Annotated in this window: 16 protein-coding genes; 10 read left to right on the top strand and 6 right to left on the bottom strand. The window is 66.2% G+C overall.

All coding sequences use genetic code 11. The annotated features are described in order from the left end of the window. Positions 1-4: 4 nt before the first annotated feature. Positions 5-2,131: a pyruvate/proton symporter CstA gene (gene cstA, locus AC1IN8_RS10675; RefSeq protein ID WP_479758840.1), complete on the bottom strand. Its 2,127-nt coding sequence runs from the start codon at positions 2,129-2,131 to the stop codon at positions 5-7. A 273-nt stretch (positions 2,132-2,404) separates the two neighbouring features. Then, positions 2,405-3,310 (bottom strand): 1,4-dihydroxy-2-naphthoate polyprenyltransferase, encoded by a 906-nt coding sequence (locus AC1IN8_RS10670; protein ID WP_162519292.1) that lies wholly within the window; start codon positions 3,308-3,310, stop codon positions 2,405-2,407. Positions 3,311-3,518: 208 nt separating this feature from the next. Between AC1IN8_RS10670 and AC1IN8_RS10665 the strand changes: the two genes are divergently transcribed. The 8 genes from AC1IN8_RS10665 to AC1IN8_RS10630 all read left to right on the top strand — a co-directional run bounded on the left by AC1IN8_RS10665 (position 3,519) and on the right by AC1IN8_RS10630 (position 14,802). Then, positions 3,519-4,838, top strand: coding sequence for an isochorismate synthase (locus tag AC1IN8_RS10665; RefSeq protein ID WP_319912258.1), 1,320 nt, complete (start codon positions 3,519-3,521; stop codon positions 4,836-4,838). A gap of 30 nt (positions 4,839-4,868) precedes the next feature. Next, entirely contained in the window at positions 4,869-6,602 is a 1,734-nt protein-coding gene (gene menD / locus AC1IN8_RS10660) for a 2-succinyl-5-enolpyruvyl-6-hydroxy-3-cyclohexene-1-carboxylic-acid synthase (protein ID WP_479758839.1), read from the top strand. Positions 6,603-6,737: 135 nt separating this feature from the next. Then, a complete protein-coding gene (gene menH, locus AC1IN8_RS10655; protein ID WP_479758838.1) occupies positions 6,738-7,502 on the top strand; it encodes a 2-succinyl-6-hydroxy-2,4-cyclohexadiene-1-carboxylate synthase in 765 nt (254 codons plus the stop codon). 86 nt (positions 7,503-7,588) lie between these two features. Further along, positions 7,589-8,449, top strand: a complete 861-nt coding sequence (gene menB / locus AC1IN8_RS10650; RefSeq protein WP_479758837.1) for a 1,4-dihydroxy-2-naphthoyl-CoA synthase — start codon at positions 7,589-7,591, stop codon at positions 8,447-8,449. Next, entirely contained in the window at positions 8,449-9,378 is a 930-nt protein-coding gene (gene menC, locus AC1IN8_RS10645; RefSeq protein WP_139439151.1) for an o-succinylbenzoate synthase, read from the top strand. Before menB ends, menC begins: the two co-directional genes overlap by 1 nt. 10 nt (positions 9,379-9,388) lie before the next feature. After that, entirely contained in the window at positions 9,389-10,798 is a 1,410-nt protein-coding gene (locus tag AC1IN8_RS10640) for an AMP-binding protein (protein ID WP_479758836.1), read from the top strand. Between the two features lie 177 nt (positions 10,799-10,975). Then, positions 10,976-13,720, top strand: coding sequence for a collagenase (locus AC1IN8_RS10635; protein ID WP_479758835.1), 2,745 nt, complete (start codon positions 10,976-10,978; stop codon positions 13,718-13,720). Positions 13,721-13,875: 155 nt separating this feature from the next. Next, a complete protein-coding gene (locus tag AC1IN8_RS10630) occupies positions 13,876-14,802 on the top strand; it encodes a SanA/YdcF family protein (RefSeq protein WP_479758834.1) in 927 nt (308 codons plus the stop codon). Between the two features lie 78 nt (positions 14,803-14,880). Here the strand turns inward: AC1IN8_RS10630 and AC1IN8_RS10625 are convergent, their stop codons facing one another. Next, on the bottom strand, positions 14,881-15,495 hold the full coding sequence (locus tag AC1IN8_RS10625; RefSeq protein WP_429041203.1) for a superoxide dismutase: 615 nt from the start codon (positions 15,493-15,495) through the stop codon (positions 14,881-14,883). 23 nt (positions 15,496-15,518) lie between these two features. Continuing rightward, on the bottom strand, positions 15,519-15,944 hold the full coding sequence (locus AC1IN8_RS10620) for a hypothetical protein (RefSeq protein WP_479758926.1): 426 nt from the start codon (positions 15,942-15,944) through the stop codon (positions 15,519-15,521). A gap of 280 nt (positions 15,945-16,224) precedes the next feature. Here AC1IN8_RS10620 and AC1IN8_RS10615 point away from each other — a divergent pair, with 280 nt between their 5' ends. Both AC1IN8_RS10615 and AC1IN8_RS10610 read left to right on the top strand, forming a co-directional pair. After that, the gene (locus tag AC1IN8_RS10615) at positions 16,225-17,136 is read left to right on the top strand and encodes a lipase family alpha/beta hydrolase (protein ID WP_265436473.1); all 912 of its coding nucleotides are present in this window, start codon (positions 16,225-16,227) and stop codon (positions 17,134-17,136) included. Beyond that, positions 17,133-17,882: a lipase secretion chaperone gene (locus AC1IN8_RS10610; protein WP_479758833.1), complete on the top strand. Its 750-nt coding sequence runs from the start codon at positions 17,133-17,135 to the stop codon at positions 17,880-17,882. Before AC1IN8_RS10615 ends, AC1IN8_RS10610 begins: the two co-directional genes overlap by 4 nt. A gap of 48 nt (positions 17,883-17,930) precedes the next feature. Here AC1IN8_RS10610 and AC1IN8_RS10605 read toward each other — a convergent pair whose 3' ends face one another. Together AC1IN8_RS10605 and AC1IN8_RS10600 are read right to left on the bottom strand one after the other, a co-directional pair. Beyond that, complete coding sequence (locus tag AC1IN8_RS10605) at positions 17,931-18,644, bottom strand: hypothetical protein (RefSeq protein ID WP_479758832.1); 714 nt, start codon at positions 18,642-18,644, stop codon at positions 17,931-17,933. A gap of 29 nt (positions 18,645-18,673) precedes the next feature. Further along, entirely contained in the window at positions 18,674-19,069 is a 396-nt protein-coding gene (locus AC1IN8_RS10600) for an acyl-CoA thioesterase (protein ID WP_319912269.1), read from the bottom strand. Positions 19,070-19,087 lie beyond the last annotated feature (18 nt).

The following is a 19,087-nucleotide window of genomic DNA, read 5'->3' as shown; positions in this document are numbered from 1 at the left end:
CGACTTACTTGAGGCTGGGGGCCAGATCGCCGTCGTCATCAGACTCGGGCCGCGGGGCACCTTGCTGTGCCGGCATCGGCTGGTAGGGCGTCTCCCTGGCGGTCGGCTGCGGGTTCTTAAGCGCCTTCATGGCCGTCTTCAGGGAGAAGAAGGCGAGGATCACCACCACCCCCATGAAGAAGAGCGTCAGCCCCGCATCCAGCCGGTTGTTGAACACCAGCTGGGCCAGCTGTGACTCTGTGTACTGGGCCGGGATGGCGCCACTGTCGATCATGGCCTGGAACTTGTTCGCGATGGCCAGGAAGCCGAGTTTGGGATTGTCGCTGAAGGTCTTCTCCCAGCCCGCCGACAGGGTGCAGATGAGCAGCCAGCTGGTGGGCAGCAGGGCCACCCAGGCGTAGGCCTGGCGCTTCATCTTCACCAGCACCACGGCGCACAGCATCAGCGCCATGCCCGCCAGCATCTGGTTGGCGATGCCAAACAGCGGCCACAGGGTGTTGATGCCACCGAGCGGGTCCACCACCCCCTGATGGAGGAAGTAACCCCAGGCCAGCACGCAGAGGGCGGTGGCCAGCAGGTTGGCCGGCAGGGAGTCGGTCCGCTTGAGGGAGGGGGAGATGACCCCCATCAGATCCTGCAGCATGAAGCGCGCGGCCCGGGTGCCGGCATCCACGGCGGTGAGGATGAAGAGCGCCTCGAACAGGATGGCGAAGTGGTACCAGAAGGCGACGTTCATCAGGCCGCCGAGGGCACCGTGCAGTATGTAGGCCATGCCGACCGCCAGGGTCGGGGCGCCGCCGGCACGGGAGATGATGCTCTGCTCACCCACCTCGCTGGCGATGCGGGTCAGGGTCTCAGGGGTGATCTGGAAGCCCCAGCTGCTCACCACGGCGGCGGCGGAGACCACCACGTCGGCGGTGCCCGCCGGTGCCAGCACCGCCAGGGGGCTGTTCATGGCGAAGTAGACGCCCGGATCGATGACGCAGGCGGAGACCAGGGCCATGATGGCGACGAAGGACTCCATCAGCATGCCGCCATAACCGATGAAGCAGGCCTGGTTCTCGTTGGCCAGCATCTTGGGGGTGGTGCCGGAGGAGATGAGCGCATGGAAGCCGGAGACGGCGCCGCAGGCGATGGTGATGAACAGGAAGGGGAAGAGATCCCCGGCCCAGACCGGGCCAGTCCCGTCCACGAACTGGGTCAGCGCCGGCATCTGCAGGGTCGGCTGGGTCACCAGTATGCCGATGGCCAGGCCTATGATGGTGCCTATCTTGAGGAAGGTGGAGAGGTAGTCCCGCGGTGCCAGCAGCAGCCAGACCGGCAGCACAGAGGCGACGAAGCCATAGCCCACCAGCATCCAGGTCAGCTGCACCCCGTCGAAGTCGAAATAGGGCGCCCAGGTCTGGCTCTCGGCCACCCAGCCACCGGAGACGATGGCGAAGATGAGGCACACCAGACCTATGATGGAGACCTCGCCGATGCGGCCCGGCCTCAGGTAGCGGGTGTAGATCCCCATGAAGATGGCCAGCGGTATGGTGAAGGCGACCGTGTAGGTGCCCCAGGGACTGTGGGTGAGCGCCTTGACCACTATCATCGCCAGCACCGCCAGGATGATCACCATGATCATGAAGGTGGCGACCAGGGCGATGACCCCGGCGACCGGGCCCATCTCCGACTTGATCAGCTCGCCGAGGGAGCGACCATCGCGACGGGTGGAGACGAACAGCACCATGAAGTCCTGCACCGCCCCCGCCAGCACCACCCCGGCCAGCAGCCAGAGCATGCCGGGCAGATAGCCCATCTGGGCCGCCAGCACGGGGCCGACCAGGGGGCCGGCACCGGCGATGGCGGCAAAGTGGTGGCCAAACAGCACCTTCTTGTCGGTCGGCACATAGTCCAGACCGTCGTTGTGGCGCACCGCCGGCGTCATGCGGGTGCTGTCGACCGCCAGCACCCGCTTGGCGATGAAGAGCCCGTAGTAGCGGTAGGCGATAAGATAGACGCACACAGCCGCGACCACTATCCAGAGCGCATTGATCTGCTCGCCCCTGTTGAGGGCGATGTAACCGAGGGAGCTGGCGCCCAGCAGTGCCAGCAGCCCCCATCCGAGATGTTTCCCTAACCTGTCCATAAGCCTGTCCCTGCCATTGGTTTTTTACATATGGAACCCCATACGCTTACATCTCTATAGCAATCGAAGCCGTGCCACAATCGAGGCCCGTCACAAGTCGGCGACCCGTTCCGAGAATTTCTCAATATTGCCAGCCGGATCACGGCCATCGGGCCTGGAGAGCAGGAGGAAAGCGCTGAAATACTTGAAGAAAACGGCAAGGCACAGCAACAGGAAGGGCCCCTTCACGGGGCCCTTGTTCGCCTGGCGTACCAGTTCATGGCTGAACAGCGCTCAGGAGAGCGCCAGCCCGACCGAGAGCAGCAGGCTGAACAGGAAGGCGCTGATGGCGGTCTTCTTGAGGGCGCCGGTCAACACCTCGCCGTCGAAGCTCTCGCGCAGGGTGCGGGCGGCATCGGTGAGGGGCTTGATGGCGGGCAGGAAGATCCAGGGCCAGATACTCATGGGCTGGGTCAGCAGGAAGGCGATGGTGGCCAGCAGCGCCGCCCCCAGCAGCACCCAGTGGTAGGCGATGGCGCGGTTGCGGCCGAGCCGCACCGCCAGGGTGATCTTGCCACTGGCGGCGTCGCTCTCGATGTCCCGCACGTTGTTGATGTTGAGCACGGCGGTCGCCAGCAGGCCGCAGGCGGTGGCGGGCAGCAGCAGATCCCATTCCAGGGTATGGGTGAACAGGTAGTAGGAGCCGAGCACCCCCAGCAGGCCGAAGAACAGGAATACCGAGATGTCCCCGAAGCCGCGATAGCCGTAAGGGGTCTTGCCCACCGTGTAGGTGATGGCCGCGACTATGGCGGCGCCCCCCAGCAGGATGAACGTCAGGATCTGCTGCCACGCCTCCCCGAAGGCGCAGACCAGCAGGGAGAGGCCGCTCACCACGGCCGCCAGCGCGGTCAACCCCATGGCGATGCACATCTGGTGGCGAGTGATGAGGCCGGATACCACGGCACGCTGGGGCCCGATCCGCTCGCCGTTGTCGGCACCGGAGACCGCATCACCATAGTCGTTGGCCAGGTTGGAGAGGATCTGCAGCAGGATGGCGGTCAGCAGGGAGAGGCCCATGATGGCGCCGTCGAAGGCCCCCCGGCTGGCTGCGAGCCCCGAGCCCAGCAAAATGGAGGAGCACGCCAGGGGCAGTGTTCGCAAACGCGCCGCCAGCAACCAAACAGAGAAGGTATTTGTCATATTGTGATGGCCAAACAATCAGATATTGATCGTGTTAAGGGTTATCGAACCGGATTTAGGTATACTTGGCTCCGTGGGGGCTGGGCTCCCTCGGGCAATTTACATGGAAGAATGGGCAGATAATATATAGGAAATCATCGCCCTTTGGCATCAACCTGCGCCATCCTCCCCAGAGCGATTGCGACTATCCGGCTCAGACAAGACATCCATGTTGGCTCAGACCCATCTCAAGCAACAACTGGACGCCCTGCGTCACAGCAATGTCAGCGGCTTCGTGCGGTTGCGCGTGGCGGCCAACGTCGACCTCTTCCCGGGATGGCTGGCGGCGCAGACCCTGTATCCCCGCATCTATTGGCAGGCCCGCGGCCCCAGGAGCCCTGAGTACGTGGCCCTCGGCGCCATCCACGAGCTGACCCGGCCAGCGGATATCCAGCGGGTCTGCGATCTCGCCAACTCAACGAGTGAAGACAGCCCCCGCTACTACGGCGGCCTGGCGTTCGATCCGGCACAGCCCGGCTGGCAGGGGTTCGGCCCCTGCCGCTTCGTGCTGCCGCGCATCGAGCTGGTGCGCCGGGGGGAATGTGTCAGCCTCTGCCTCAACCTCTGGCTGACCGACGGCAATCTAGATGCCGAACTGCAGGCGGCCGAGGCCGCCCTCGACGCCCTTCAGCCGGAAGCCCCCCTGCCCGCCCTGCAAAAACGGCCCTGGCAGCGCCGGGATGTCCCGGGTCAGGCCCAGTGGCAAACCCTGGTAGAGCGGGTAACCAGCCCCGCCTTTCAGGCCCACACCCCCAAGGTGGTGCTCTCCCGGGAGAGCGTGCTGACCCGCCAGCATGGGGATGATCCCCTCTGCCCCTGGTCCCTGCTCACCCAGTGGGCAAGTCACGCCCAGGAGTGCTTCCACTTCGGCTTCCAGTTCTCCCCCGAGCAGAGCTTCATCTCCTGCTCCCCCGAGCGCCTCTATCGCCGGGAGGGCAGCCACCTCTTCACCGAGGCGCTGGCAGGGACCATACGCCGCTCCGGTGACGAGGCGGCCGACGCGGCCCTGGCCGCCGAGCTGCTGGCCGACAGCAAGAACCGGCTGGAGAACCGGCTGGTGCACGCCGACATCCTGAGCCGGCTGGCCCCGCTCACCACGGACGCCACCCTGACCGAGCCGCGCATCCTGAAACTGCGGCTGCTGCAACACCTCAAGTGCGACATCGAGGCCGAGCTCAAACCCGGCGTGTGCGACTGGCAACTGCTGGCCGCCCTGCACCCGACCCCGGCGGTGGGCGGAGCCCCCCGCGAGGCGGCGCTCGCCTTTATCCGCGAGTTCGAGCCCCATGAGCGGGGCTGGTACGCCGGTGCCTGCGGCATGCTGAGCCGGGAGACCTCGGAGTTCTCGGTCGCCATTCGCAGCGCCCGCATCACGGGCCGGGGCATCAGCCTGTTTGCCGGTGCCGGCATAGTGGCCGGATCCGAGCCCGCCGCCGAGTGGGCCGAGCTCGACAACAAGATCGCCAACGTGCTCTCCCTGCTGGGATAGCGTTTTTCATCGACCCACTGCGAGAGCCTTATGCCCGCCAGCCAATTGCCTGAGCACCGAGCGTTTGCCAGCCAGCATGCCACCTTCAACCACGTCTGGTCTTCCCTCTTGCTGGAAGAGCTCTATCGCCTCGGGGTGCGGGACATAGCGCTGGCCTCCGGCTCCCGCTCGGCGCCGCTCACCATGGCCGCCGCCGCCCATGCCGGCTTTCGCCGCCATCTCCACTTCGACGAGCGGGGTCTGGGTTTCATGGCGCTGGGGCTGGCCAAGGGGAGCGGCCGCCCGGTGGCGGTGATCATGACCTCGGGCACCGCGGTGGCCAACCTCTGGCCCGCGGTGGCCGAGGCCCAGCTCACCGGCGTGCCGCTGATTATTCTCTCGGCCGATCGACCGCCCGAGCTCATCGACAACGGCGCCAACCAGGCCATCGATCAGCAGGGGATCTTCGGTCGCTACCCCGTCTATCAGCAGAACCTGCCGAGCCCCACCCCGACCATACCGGCGGCCTTCGTGCTGAGCTCGGTGGATCAGGCCCTGGCCAAGCAGGCACTGACCCCGGGGCCGGTTCACTTCAACTGCATGTACCCCGAGCCCCTCTATCCCGGCGAGGCGTACCTGGACTTTTCCGACTACCTGGCCCCGCTCGGTGACTGGCTCCATTCAAGGGAGCCCTGGAGCCCCTGGCAGCAGGGCGAGCAGCACTGCCCCCGCCAGCCCGACTGGGCCGCCTTGCAGGGCAAGCGCGGCGTCATAGTCGCGGGCCGCATTCAGGATCCGGCCGAGGCTCAGCGGGTGGCCCAGCTGTCCGAGCGCCTCGGCTGGCCGCTGCTGGCGGACTTGCAGAGCCAGATCCGCTTCGACAGCCGCAACCTCATCCACATGGATCTTGCCCTGCAGAACAGCTGCTTCGTGACCGAGCTGACCCGGGCCGAGGTGCTGCTGCAGTTCGGTGCCCGCCTCATCTCCAAGCGGCTCGGCCAGTTCATCAAGCAGCACCCCTGGCAGGATTACTGGCTGGTGGACCCGCAACCGGCCAGGCTGGATCCGGACTACCGGCTGCGTCGCCGCCTGGTGTGCACGCCCGGCGCCTTCACTGCGGCCCATCCGGTGGACCATCGCCACCTGCCCTGGCACCGGCTGGCGGAGCGCCAGCAGGGCATCAGCAGTCACATTCGCCGCGCCTGCGATCGCTTCTCCGAGCTCGGGGTCTGCCACCGGCTGACTCAGCTCATCCAGGGCCAGCTGTTCGTCGGCAACAGCATGCCGGCCCGGTTGATGGACATGCTCGGCGAAACCGGCAAGGGCCCCAGCCGGCTGATGACCAACCGCGGCGCCTCCGGCATCGACGGCCTGATCGCCACGGCCTTAGGTTTCTCCCTGTCCAGCGACGAGCCGACCACACTGCTGCTCGGGGATCTCAGCGCTCTGCACGATCTCAACAGCCTGGCCCTGCTCGGCAAATCGAGCCGCCCCCTGGTGGTGATCCTGCTCAACAACGACGGTGGCAGCATCTTCCGCATGCTGCCGGTGCCGACCCGGGATCAGCTGCTGGAGACCTACTACTGCCTGCCCCACGGCCTGCACTTCGAGCACGCCGCCGCCATGTTCGGCCTGCACTACAGGGCGCCGACCACCCTGGCCGAGTTCGAGCAAGATTACGCAACCGCCCTGGAAAAAGGGGTAACCCTGATTGAAATCAAGGTGCCGAGCAACGAGGTGGCCGAGGATCTTAAAGCACTGGGAACCCTTATCCGTGGCATATGACATCAAGGTTCTGCGTGACAACGAGGCAGCTGAGGATCTCAAGGCATTGGGAACCCTTATCCGTGGCATATGACATCAAGGTTCTGCGTGACAACGAGGTGGCCGAGGATCTGAAGGCATTGGGAGCGGCTATCCGTGGCCTCTGATCCCGCCGCGCCGCTGGTGCTGCTGCACGGCCTGCTCGGCAATGCCGACGACTGGCGGCCTGTCATCCAGGCCCTGCCCGGCATCGAGTGCCTGGCCCTGGATCTGCCGGGCCACGGCAGCAACAAGGGGCTGAGGGTGAGCGGCTTTGACGAGGCCCATCGCTGGCTCTGCGACGAGCTGGCCGCGCGGGATATCACGCGCTACCGGCTGGCGGGCTATTCCCTGGGGGGGCGGCTCGCCCTCTATCACGCCAGCCAGTCCCCCGCCGGGTTGCAAGCGCTCTTGCTGGAGAACTGCCATCCGGGCCTGCCAAAGGCCGAGCGCGCCGCCCGCCTCGCCCACGACGAGGGCTGGGCCCGGCGCTTCGAGTGCGAGCCCCTGGCCCTGGTGCTCGCCGACTGGTACCGGCAGGGGGTGTTCGCCGATCTGGACGAGGAGGCCCGTGGCCGCCAGGCAGCCAAGCGCCTTGGCAACGAGGGTTCCGCCGTGGCGACCATGCTACGTGCCACTTCCCTTGGCAAGCAGCCGGATCTCGCCCCCTGGCTGGGCACAACCCGGTTGCCGGTGCGCTGGATCTCCGGCAGCCGGGATCACAAATTCCATCGCCTGGCTTGCCAGCTGGTCAAGCAAGGCTGCAATATCAATCACTTGGCTCTGGATGGCGGGCACAACCTGCACGCCAGCCAGCCCGACACCTTTGCCCGGCTCCTGCAAGACTGGGTCAAGCAACCAGAAGAGAAGAGTCATGACTGACGCAATGACGGAAGCGCAACCCCATGCCACCGTCGCCCCTGACAGGATTGCCCGGCTGACCATTACCACACCAGAAGGAAAAAACCATGATTGAGGCAATGACGGAAGCGGAACTGTACGCTCCCATTGAGTGGCAGGATTGCTCCGCCGGTTACGAGGACATCCTCTATCACAAGTCCCTGGATGGCATTGCCAAGATCACCATCAACCGTCCCCAGGTGCGCAACGCCTTCCGCCCCCGCACAGTGAAAGAGATGCTGCAGGCCCTGGCCGATGCCCGTTACGACGACAAGATCGGTACCATCATACTGACCGGCTTCGGCGAGAAGGCCTTCTGCGCCGGCGGTGACCAGAAGATCCGTGGCGACTACGGTGGCTACCGCGATGACGAGGGGACTCACCACCTCAACGTGCTCGACTTCCAGCGCGACATCCGCACCTGCCCCAAACCCGTGGTGGCCATGGTGGCCGGTTACGCGGTCGGTGGCGGCCACGTGCTGCACATGATGTGCGACCTGACCATAGCCGCCGACAACGCCCAGTTCGGCCAGACGGGCCCGAAAGTGGGCTCCTTCGACGGCGGCTGGGGTGCCTCCTACATGGCCCGCATCGTCGGCCAGAAGAAGGCCCGCGAGATCTGGTTCCTGTGCCGCATGTACGATGCCAGCCAAGCCCTCGACATGGGGCTGGTCAACACTGTGGTGCCCCTGGCCGAGCTGGAGCGGGAAACCGTGCGCTGGTGCCGGGAGATGCTGCAAAACAGCCCCATGGCCCTGCGCTGCCTGAAGGCCGCCCTGAACGCCGACTGCGACGGGCAGGCCGGCTTGCAGGAGCTGGCGGGCAATGCCACCATGCTCTTCTACATGACCGAAGAGGGTCAGGAAGGGCGCAACGCCTTCAACGAGAAGCGCCGCCCCGACTTCTCCAAATACAAGCGGAACCCCTGATGACACTCGCCCTCTATCGCTACCAACTGCCCTTTACCCAGCCCCTGACCTTTCACGGCAAGGTGGAGGTGGCGCGAGAGGGCCTGCTGGTGCGCATCAACGACGGCTGGGGGGAGATAGCCCCCCTGCCCGGTTTCTCCAGGGAGAGCCTGGCCGAGGCGCAGGCCGAGAGCCTGGCCTGCCTGGCGCAGCTGGCCCGGGGACAGACCCCGGCCCCCCGGCTGCCTTCGGTGCAATTCGGGCTCGACTGTGCCCGTCGTCACTGGCCACAGCAGGACGCCAGCCTGCCCGAACCCTATCCCCTCATTCAAGGCTCCCCCCAGGAGCTGCTCAAGAACTGGAAGCAGTGGCTGCACGAGACTCCCCTCAAGGCCAAGCTGAAGGTGGCCCGCTACCCCATGCGGGACGAGCTGGCGCTGATCCGCCTGTTGCTCGATCGGCGTCCCAATCTCAAGCTGGTACTGGATGCCAACCAGGGCTGGACCCGCGAGGAGGCCTGGGCCTTCTGCGGTCACCTGGATCCGAACCGGATCGAATACCTGGAAGATCTGTGCGCCGACTTTGCCGACATCGCCTTCGTCGCCAACCGTACCGGCATGCCGGTGGCCCTCGACGAGTTGCTGGCCCAGGGCAAGCCCTGGGAACCCATACCCCAGCTGAAGGCCCTGGTGCTCAAGCCGACCCTGCTCGGCTCCCTGGCCAACAGCGAGGCCCTGGTGGCCCGCGCCCGCGAGCTGAAGCTGAAGGTGATCGTCTCCTCCTGTTTCGAATCCGGCGTCGGCCTCGGTCAGCTCGCCCGCCTCGCCGGGGAGTGGGCGCCGGATCAGGCCCCCGGCCTCGACACCAGGCGCTGGCTGGCCAGGGATCTGCTGGACAAGCAGGGTCAACCCGACCCAAGCCTGATGACTCCCCTGTTTCACCGTGACTGAAGGGGCCCCCATGCTGCCCGTCCGTGCAGCGGACGCCTCACTGGTAGTCTGCCCGGTGCGCCACTGGGCACTAACGGCGCCCGAGCGCACCGCCATCCACGGCGACACCTCCCTCAGCTACCGGCAGCTGGATGCGCGGCTCAACGCCCTTTGCAAGCAGCTCGAGCTGGCGGGTTTAAAGGCCAGCGACCGGCTGGCCGCCGTGGTGCGCGGCGCCCTGGAGGACGTGCTGCTGGCCTGGGCCTGCGTGCGCAGCGGCCTCGTCTTCTGCCCGCTCAATCCCGCCTTCCCCCTCCCCAGACAGGCCGAGCTGGCCGCACAGCTGGATGCCTGCGCCTTCTGGTCCGCGGGCGAGGCTCCGGTGGGGGACTGGTTGCCGTTGCGGCTCGACTTCACGGACGAGCTGCCGGCCAGTGAGGAAGCCTGGCCGCTTGAACCGGCCCAACTCAACAACATGATCCTCACCTCGGGCTCCAGCGGCACGCCGAAAGCGGTGGTGCACCGCCTCGCCAACCACCTGGCCTCGGCCCGGGGCTCGGCCAGCCTGATCCCGCTCGATGGCGACTGCGGCTGGCTGCTCTCCCTGCCGCTGTTTCACGTGGGCGGCTACGCCATCCTGTTCCGGGTCTTCCTGGCGGGGGCCAGCCTGGTGCTGGACGATCGCACCCAGCCCCTCAAGGAGCGGCTCGAGCACCAGCCCATCACCCACCTCTCGCTGGTGCCGACCCAGCTCTGGCGCCTGCTGGCACAAGGCTTCGACCCCGCTCGCACCCGCCTGCGCGAGCTGCTGCTCGGGGGGGCCGCCATCCCTGAGCCCCTGGTCAACCAGCTCAAGGCCCTGGGGTTCACCCCCAAGTCGAGCTATGGCCTCTCCGAGATGGCCAGCCAGGTCTGCACCGGCCAGCCTGCCGGTGCCGGGGTAGTGGGCAGGCCCCTGCCCGGGCGGGAGGTCTGCATCCGCCAGGGGGAGATCTGCGTGCGCGGCGACACCCTGTTTGCCGGCTATTTCCAGGCTGGAGCGCTGGTGCTGCCGCTGGATGAGGAGGGCTGGTTCCACACCCGGGACAAGGGTCACTTCACCCCGGACGGCGAGCTGGTGGTGGAGGGGCGGCTCGACAACCTCTTCATCTCGGGAGGGGAGAACATCCAGCCCGAGATCATAGAGCAGCGGCTGGTGGATCACGGCGCCGTGGCCCAGGCCTTGGTGGTGCCCATCCCCAGCGCGCAGTGGGGGCAGCGACCCGCCGCCTTTATCGACTGGCACGGCGAACCTGTTCCCCACGCCGAGCTGGCCGCCTGGATCAGAGCCACCCTGCCCGGCTTTATGGTGCCGGATCGCTGGCTGCCCTGGCCGGATCTCGGCGGCAGCCTGAAACCCTCCCGCACCCTGCTCGCCCAGAGCCTGCGGCAAGAGGAGTGACGCCGCCCCCCATATGGGGCTGAGTCCTTGCTATCAACACAGCCCCTCTTGGGGCTGTTTTTATGTTGTTTGCTCCCGAATACATAATTTCTCGGCGCCATCTGGTTCATTGATATTCTTTTGGAGCCCAATACCCTGTCTGGTCCCCACGTCACTCCATCCACCAAAGGGATCATGATGAATCACCTCTCTACCCGGCTGCTGCTCCTGGCAGCCCCCGGCCTGCTCGCCACCTCGACGCTGGCCAGCTACTCCCCCGACTGGCAACAGTATCAGCTCACAGGTGAATCCAGCCGTCAGCTGGGGGACAGCCTCACCGAAGTGACCTATGAGCTGAGCGCCCGCGATGGCAACGCCCCCTATCAGCAGCTGAGGGTCTACCGCCGCTTCGACTGGCGCGACGCCAACCTGGCGGCCCTGGCCGAACAGCAGTGCGGCGAGCCGCAGCTCAGGGTCGAGCAGGGCTGGCAGATCCGCTACCTCAGCTGTGAAGAGGTAGTGCCGGCCGGCAAGGCCGTCCCGGCCAGCAGCCATGACTTTGGCTACGGCATGCAGCAGGGCCGCTGGGAGCCGCTGGCAGGCACCCCGACCGCACCCCGTCAGGACAGCCTGCCGCTCCCCGAGCGCATCGTCCTGGGCCACAGCGAGCAGGAGCTGGATCGCTGCGAGCTCAACGCCGAGGGGCGCTGCGCCGAGCAGGCATGGCAGTACCAGCCCCGAGACTGGCAGCAGTTGAAGGTGCTGGAAGAGACTCCCAATGAGCGGGACGGCCGCCTCGAGCAGATCTTCTTCCGCCTGCAGCCCATCGCGGGCAGCCAGGCCGCCCGTCAGGTGAGCGAGCTGCACGTCTGGCGCCAATACAGCTGGCAACTGGACGAGACCAGGGCACAGCAGGAGTGCGATGAACCCCAGACCCGTCAGGAAGGGGACAAGACCATCAGCTATCGGGTGTGCCGCCAGACCCTGCCCGCCGGCAGCGAAGTGCAGGTGGTCTTGAAGGACACCGGCTATCAATACCCGGTGGGGGGCAGCGAATGGCAGACCCTGCCGGAAACAACCGAGTGGCAGGAGAGCCGGGTGCTCAACCGCCCCCTGGTGCTGGCCAGCAAGGAGGAGCAGCTCGACTGCCGCCGCGCCGACGGCCGCGCCTGTTCCGAACCGGATCTGCCCGATACCGATCTGCTGGACGCCGAAGCGGCCAGGATAGTGCAGGACGCCAGTGGCCAGCCCGCCCCGGTCTGGCAGGAGAACTATGGCCACGATGACCGCAAGCTGCTGGCGGTGTCCCGCGGCATCCAGAGCCTGCTGGCGGCCAATCAGCCGGCCCATCCGGCCATGAAGCTGCTGCTGGAATACGTGCGTGCCCACAACTACCACAACTACGGCAAGCACAAGGAGGACGGCCCGGCCGCCGCCGAGGCGCTGGCCGAAGCGCTGACCGCGCTCGGCGCCCATCCGCTGCTCTACCCGGAGCAGGCCAGCGACGAGGTAGGTGCCGTCATGGGGGCCTGGAGCATAGCCCTGCACGGCCAGTTCAGGAGCACGGCGGTACAGAGCCGCTTTGGTACCCTGCTCGGCCAGTTCAACCAGATGCTGGCCTACGCCACCCGCCATGCCAGCGAGATCAACGGCCAGCACGCCTGGGCCACCGGCCTGTTCGATCTGCTCAACTTCCTCGACTTCGCCAGCGACCATAGCGACGCCTTCGCCAACGACTTCCGCCAGCAGGATGGCGAGCTGCGCCAGCAGCTGCACGCCCTCGGCATGAGCGAGCTCGCGTTGTGGAAGGGACGGGACGGCGCGGATCTGTTCCTGCTCAACAACGTGCTGGATGCCTACACCCGCCTCTACCGGGTCGCCCGCTACACCCGTCCGGACGAGCTCGACGGCTACCGTAGGCTGCTGGATGACTCAGTCATCGCCCTCGTTCGCCACCACGACCTGATCCCGGGCGGCCAACAGAGCCAGGATCTGCTGGACGACATGTCGCTGACCCTCTCCACCTACTACCTGACCTACACGGATCGCACCGGCGAGGCCTGCATCAGCGGCGACTTCGCCGGACTCTGCACCCCTGTCCGGGTGGAGGACGTGCTGCCGTTCGAGCACACCTGCTCGCCGACCCTGCGCCTGCGGGCCCAGGATCTGACCATGGATCAGGCCGAGGGGATCTGCCGTGAGCTGGGGGCCGAGGAGCAGCAGTTCCACCGCCAGATGGAGACCGGCGGTCAGCCGGTGGCGGACGATCTCAACGAGGCGCTGGAGCTGGTGATCTTCGACTCCTCCGCCGACTGGAAACGCTACGGCAGCGCCCTGTTTGGCGGCGTCTCCACCGACAACGGCGGCATCTACATCGAGGGGGATCCGGCCCGTCCCGGCAACCAGGCCCGCTTCTTCGCCTACGAGGCAGAGTGGAAGCGCCCAGCGTTCCAGGTGTGGAACCTGCGCCACGAGTACGTGCACTACCTGGACGGCCGCTTCAACCAGTACGGCAGCTTCGGCCACTACCCGCTCAACCGCACCACCTGGTGGTCGGAAGGGCTGGCGGAGTTCGTCGCCCACGGCCAGTGCTTCGCCCGCGGCCTGGACAACGTCGCCGGCCGCCCGGCCAACGACCGTCCGGCCCTGGCCGACATCCTGCACCTGGATTACGACAAGGGCGGCGAGATGGTCTACTCCTGGTCCTACACGGTGCACCGCTTCCTGAGCGAGACCGGTCGCGGCGCCAGCTGGCTGGCCATGGCCCAGGCCCTGCGAGGCCCGGATCAGCAGCAGGCCATGAGTGCCTTCGAAGCCGAGCTGGACGCCCTGATCGCAAACGACAGCGAGGCCTATCAGGCCTGGCTCGGCCGGGAGCTGCTGCCCTGGTGGGACGCCAACAAGGAGTCTGAGGAGTGCAAGGCGAACGACTCGGCCCATTGAGGGTGAGCCATGAATGAGGAAGGGCGGCCATGGCCGCCCTTGTTTATGGCGCCTCTTGATGGGCTCAAGATAGCGCCGCGCTCTGCGACAGCCTGTGCCCGAGTGACGCCATGGGGGCGCATCAAATCTGACGCGCCACGGCAACTTGTAATAGAATGGCCCCCTGTCATCTCTTACTTCAGACCCGAACCGCACCGCGCATGAAGAAGTTTGCCAAGATCCTGCTCGCCTGCCTCTGCCTGCTGCTGGCCTCAGTCGCCGGGCTGCTGGGCTACAGCGAGTGGACCGTCTCCGACGCCCGTCACTACACCTACGACGACGTCGAGGCGGTGCCCTACAATCGGGTCGCCCTGGTGCTCGGCACCTCCAAATATCTGATCGGGGGCAGCCCGAACCACTACTTCAAGTACAGGATCAAGGCCGCCGCCGAGCTCTACAACAACGGCAAGGTGGACTACATCCTGGTCTCCGGCGACAACGCCACCGTCCAGTACAACGAGCCGCGCCAGATGCGGCGGGCCCTGATCCAGGCGGGCATCCCCGCCAGCGCCATCTACAGCGACTACGCGGGCTTTCGCACCCTGGACTCCATAGTGCGGGCCAAGGAGGTGTTCGGTCAGGCCCGCTTCACCGTGGTCTCCCAGGCCTTCCACAACGAGCGCGCCATCTTCATCGCCCGTCACTTCGGCATCGAGGCGGTCGGCTTCAACGCCCTGGATCCCAGCGCCTATCAGGGCATCAAGACCCGGGTGCGCGAGGTGTTCGCCCGGCTGATGGGGCTGCTCGATCTCTACGTGCTGGACAAGGGGCCCAAGTTCCTCGGCGAGCCCATCGTCATCGGTGGTCCCATCCCCTGCCAGCCCCTGAGCACCATAGGGGCCAGCCAGCCCTGCCTGCCCATTCCCGCGGCCAAGACGCCGGCCAAGCCCGCGAAGCCATCACAACCCGTGCCCAGCGCGGCGGTAGCGACCGCGACAAGTTCGGCCTTAGCCACGGCAGCCAGCAGTGCCCCCGCCACATCGAGTGCTGCCGAGGTGACCAGTGCGGCGGTAGCGACAGATGCAGACAAGGCAACCGACTGAGCTCGGTGACGAAACCCCAAAAAGAGACCCGCCAACTGGCGGGTCTCTTTTTTCATCTATGGCAGTAAATGCCGCTCTTTATGCCAGCGCCTGCTGGTAGCGACGAGCCACTTCCGGCCAGTTGACCACGTTATAGAAGGCGGCGATATAGTCCGGGCGCTTGTTCTGGTACTTGAGGTAGTAGGCGTGCTCCCACACGTCCAGCCCCAGGACGGGCACCAGCCCCTCCATCAGGGGGCTGTCCTGGTTGGCGCTGCTCACCACCTGCAGCTTGCCGCTCTGATCGACCACCAGCCAGGCCCAGCCGCTGCCGAAGCGACTCAGGGCCGCCTGGGTGAAGGCCTGCTTGAAGGCATCCAGTCCCCCCAGATCCCGATTGATCGCCTCGGCCAGCTCACCGCCCGGCTCGCCGCCCCCTTGCGGGCTCATCACCTGCCAGAACAGGCTGTGGTTGGCATGGCCGCCGCCGTGATTGCGCACCGCCCCCTGCACGCTCACCGGCAGGCTGTCGAAACGGGCGAGCAGTTCGTCCACCGGCAGGGCCGCCAGCTCGGGGAGCTCGGCCAGGGCGGCATTGAGGTTGGTGATATAGGTCTGGTGGTGACGGCTGTGGTGGATCTCCATGGTCAGCGCGTCTATGTGAGGCTCCAGCGCGTCATAGGCATAGGCGAGGGCAGGCAGGGTATGGCTCATGTTCGTTCTCTCTCTTGTTGGGCTCAATGCAATCGATGGGCGGGCTCGGTCTGGCACTGACATTGACCGAGGCAGCGCAAAATGCCGTCGTGATGACCGTGTTTCTGCATGAAGGCGAGCAGCTCGGTGCGGGTGCTGCGGCTATGGCGCAGGGCCGCCGCCCGCAGAGGATCCGGGCTTGCGGGAGACTGGCTGGTGGCGAGCAGGCAGTCGTGGACATGGCACAACATGTCGGCGGCCCTGTCCGGCAGCGTCATGGCCACCAGCAGATCCGCCAGGTTGTGGTGGGCCACCACCAGGGCGGCCACGGCTTCGTCCGCATCCGGCCAGCAGGCGAACTGCTGACGGGCCAGCCACAGGGCCTGCTGGTAATAGTCGAGCGCCCTGGCGTGCTCTCCCGCGTCGAAGTGGCGATTGCCACTCAGGGTCTGCGCCTTCCAGTGCGCCATGCTGCTCTCCCCGTCGGTGGCACCGACCCATCCCTTCACCCAGGTTACCGTCATGACTCAGACACTCAAATGATAATAATTATTATTTAACTTATTTAATGGGCGGACACAAGGAATAGTTGGCGCGGCCTCTTTTTGCCCATATGGGTAGGGTTTTTCTGCAATCCCCGGTTTAGTGATCCCATCCACAGATACATTTGAGTTCAGCTACCATGCTGCTGCTACTGGCATGAGGCCGGTGGCTGCCGGAGCGCAGTCGGTTTTCACAAGGATGGTGAAGATGAAAAGATGGCTATTGGTGCTCCTGTGCGCCCTGCCCATGCTGGGCCAGGGGGCCGGCTATACCCAGACCCGCTACCCCATAGTGCTGGTGCACGGGCTGTTCGGCTTCGACAAGCTGCTCGGGGTCGACTATTTCTACGGCATTCCCCAGGCCCTGACCCGGGACGGTGCCCGCGTCTACGTGGCACAGGTCTCCGCCACCCAGAGTTCGGAGCTGCGCGGCGAACAGCTGCTCAGGCAGGTACAGCAGGTGCTCGCCATCACGGGGGCCGACAAGGTGAACCTCATAGGTCACTCCCACGGCGGCCCCACCATTCGCTATGTGGCCTCGGTCGCCCCCGAGCTGGTCGCCTCCGCCACCAGCGTGGGGGGCGTCAACCAGGGCTCCGAGATCGCCGATCTGGTGCGCGCCAGGGTGGCGCCGGGCTCGGTGGCCGAGCAGCTGGCGGTGGCCGCCGCCTCGGCGCTCTCCGGGGTCATCTCGCTGCTCTCCGGCGGCAGTGACCTGCCCCAGGATCCCCTCGCCTCCCTCGATGCCTTGACCAGCGCCGGTGCCCAGCGCTTCAACCAGCGCTATCCGGAAGGACTGCCCAGCCAGCACTGCGGCGAGGGGCCCCTGCTGGCCGACAACGGCGTCTACTACTTCTCCTGGAGCGGGCGCGGCAACATGACCAACATACTGGATCCCGTGGATCCGGCGCTGGCCCTGACCGGCACCTTCTTTCACGAGCCCAATGACGGCCTGGTCGGGGTCTGCAGCAGCCACCTCGGCAAGGTGATAGGCACGGCTTACCGGATGAACCACCTGGACGAGGTAAACCAGTCGTTCGGCATCCACCACCTGTTCGACACCGATCCCGTCACCCTCTATCGCCAGCACGCCAACCGCTTGCAGAGGCTGGGGCTATGAGACGGCTCCTGCTGGTCGCCCTCTCTCTGGGCGCGGCCCTGCTGGGCACACTCCTGCTCTGGCCCGAGCCTGCCCCTGATCTGGCGGCAGCCCCCGAGCGGGGAGCCCTGCGCCACCAGCTGGCCCAGCGGCTGGAGCAGGGCGAGACGGACCAAGAGGACGCCATGCTGACCCGCTACCGGCAGTTTCTGCGGGCGGAAGGGAGCCTGACGGTGCCGACGGATCCCGGCCTCGCCAGCCTGCAGCTGCTGTTTGACGAGCGTGAACGGCTGCGCCGGCAACACTTCAGCCCCGCCGAGCAGGCGTCGCTGTTTGCCGAAGAGAGGCTGATGGAGCAGTGGACCCTGAGGCGCAAGGCGCTGGCAGAGGCCGACGCCGCCGACAGGGTGATGCTGGGGGAAGAGCTGGCGCTCTGGCTGGCGGAGCAGCCCCAGTGGTTCAGGGAGGCCGAGGCCAACGGTCGCCTGCTCGGCGATCTGCAGCGCCTGGAGCGACTTCCCCCCGCCGAACGGGACGCCGTGCTGCTGGAACAGCTGGGGCCTGAGGCGGTGGATCGGCTGCGCCAGCTGGCGCAGAGCCAGCAAGGGTTCGAGCGGCAGCTCGCGGGCTATCTGGCGGAACTCGAGCCCCTGCTCCCCCTGGACAGGGCCGAGCAGCAGCAGGCGATCCTGGCGCGCTGGTTCGAGCCTGGGCAGTGGCGGCGGGTGGAGGCGCTGACCCGGCAGAGACTCGGGGAGCGGCCATAAATGGCGAGGGGGCCCCGACGGCCCCCTCGCTTCATGCTGTCACCGCACTCATTGCGGCTTGTTGGCACCCGGCAGCGGCTGCCAGGTGAGGCGGGTCACCTGGGTGCCCTGTACCTCGCAGGTGAGGCAGAGATCCTGCCACCCCTTCTCCTGGCGCAGGGAGACCTCCCCCTTCATGCCCTCAGCGCCCGTCTTGAGCCTGGCCTGCTCGAAGGTCACCTTGTCGCCCTTGGCCAGCGCCATCAGCTTGCCGTTGCAGAGCCACCGGGTCAGCTCGACCCCCTTCAGCTTGACGCTGCCTTCGCCGGCCTGCTGCTCCGCCTGACTCGGCACGAACAGCGCGCTCAGCTCGGCCGCCCGTTTGGTGAGCCAGGCCTCCCGCTGCTGCATGCTCATCTTGCTGACGAACTCCGCTGGCTGCCCCTTCTCATCCAGCCACTGAGTCAACTTGCCGCCGTCATCGAAGGCGAACTGGGCGGCGGGCTCCTTCACCCCGAACAGCTTGCCCCCCTTGAAGTAGTAGCGGCTCTCCCCCTCCTGCTTGCCCTGCTCGTTCAGTATGGGCACGGCTATGATGACGGGAACCCCGTCGATCCAGGCCTTGATGTCCACACCGTCATGGCTGAACAGCCGGGTGTCGAGACCATAGTCGGCCCCCTTCTCCATCAGGGTGAACTGCTCGGCCAGGGTGGTGGCCAGAGAAGGCAGGGAGCAGAGTCCCAGTCCCAAGCCGAGGCTCAGGGCGATCGCTGTCTTGCGCATAAGTGTCCTGTGATGGCCAAAAGGCCAGGTTAACTCTCTACCAGCCAGGCCCTCAGCCCCTCCCGGTGCGCGTCACTCAGGGGGATGGACTGACGGGTCTGGTAGTCAAAATGGATCAGGGTCGTCTCGGCGGTCACCGCCAGCTCGCCCCCCTGCCAGGCCTCCTGCCAGAGGGTGAAAGAGCTGGTGCCGATGCGCCGCACCCCCGTCTTGATCAATACCTGCTGGCCATAGAACAGCTCCCGTTTGAACTGCACCGCATAGCCCGCGATGATCAGATGCCAGTCGTGCACATCCAGCTCGGGAGAGAAGAGGCGGAACAGGGGATCACGGGCCGATTCAAACCAGACCGCCGGCACCGTATTGTTGATGTGGCCGAGGGCGTCCGTCTCTTGAAAACGGGGTTGGATCTGCATTTCCAGCATGGATATCGACTCCTTGTC

The organism is Aeromonas sp. 130281, assembly GCF_056642115.1.
The sequence above is the reverse complement of the archived record's forward strand: the minus strand, read 5'-3'. Positions and strand labels throughout refer to the sequence as shown.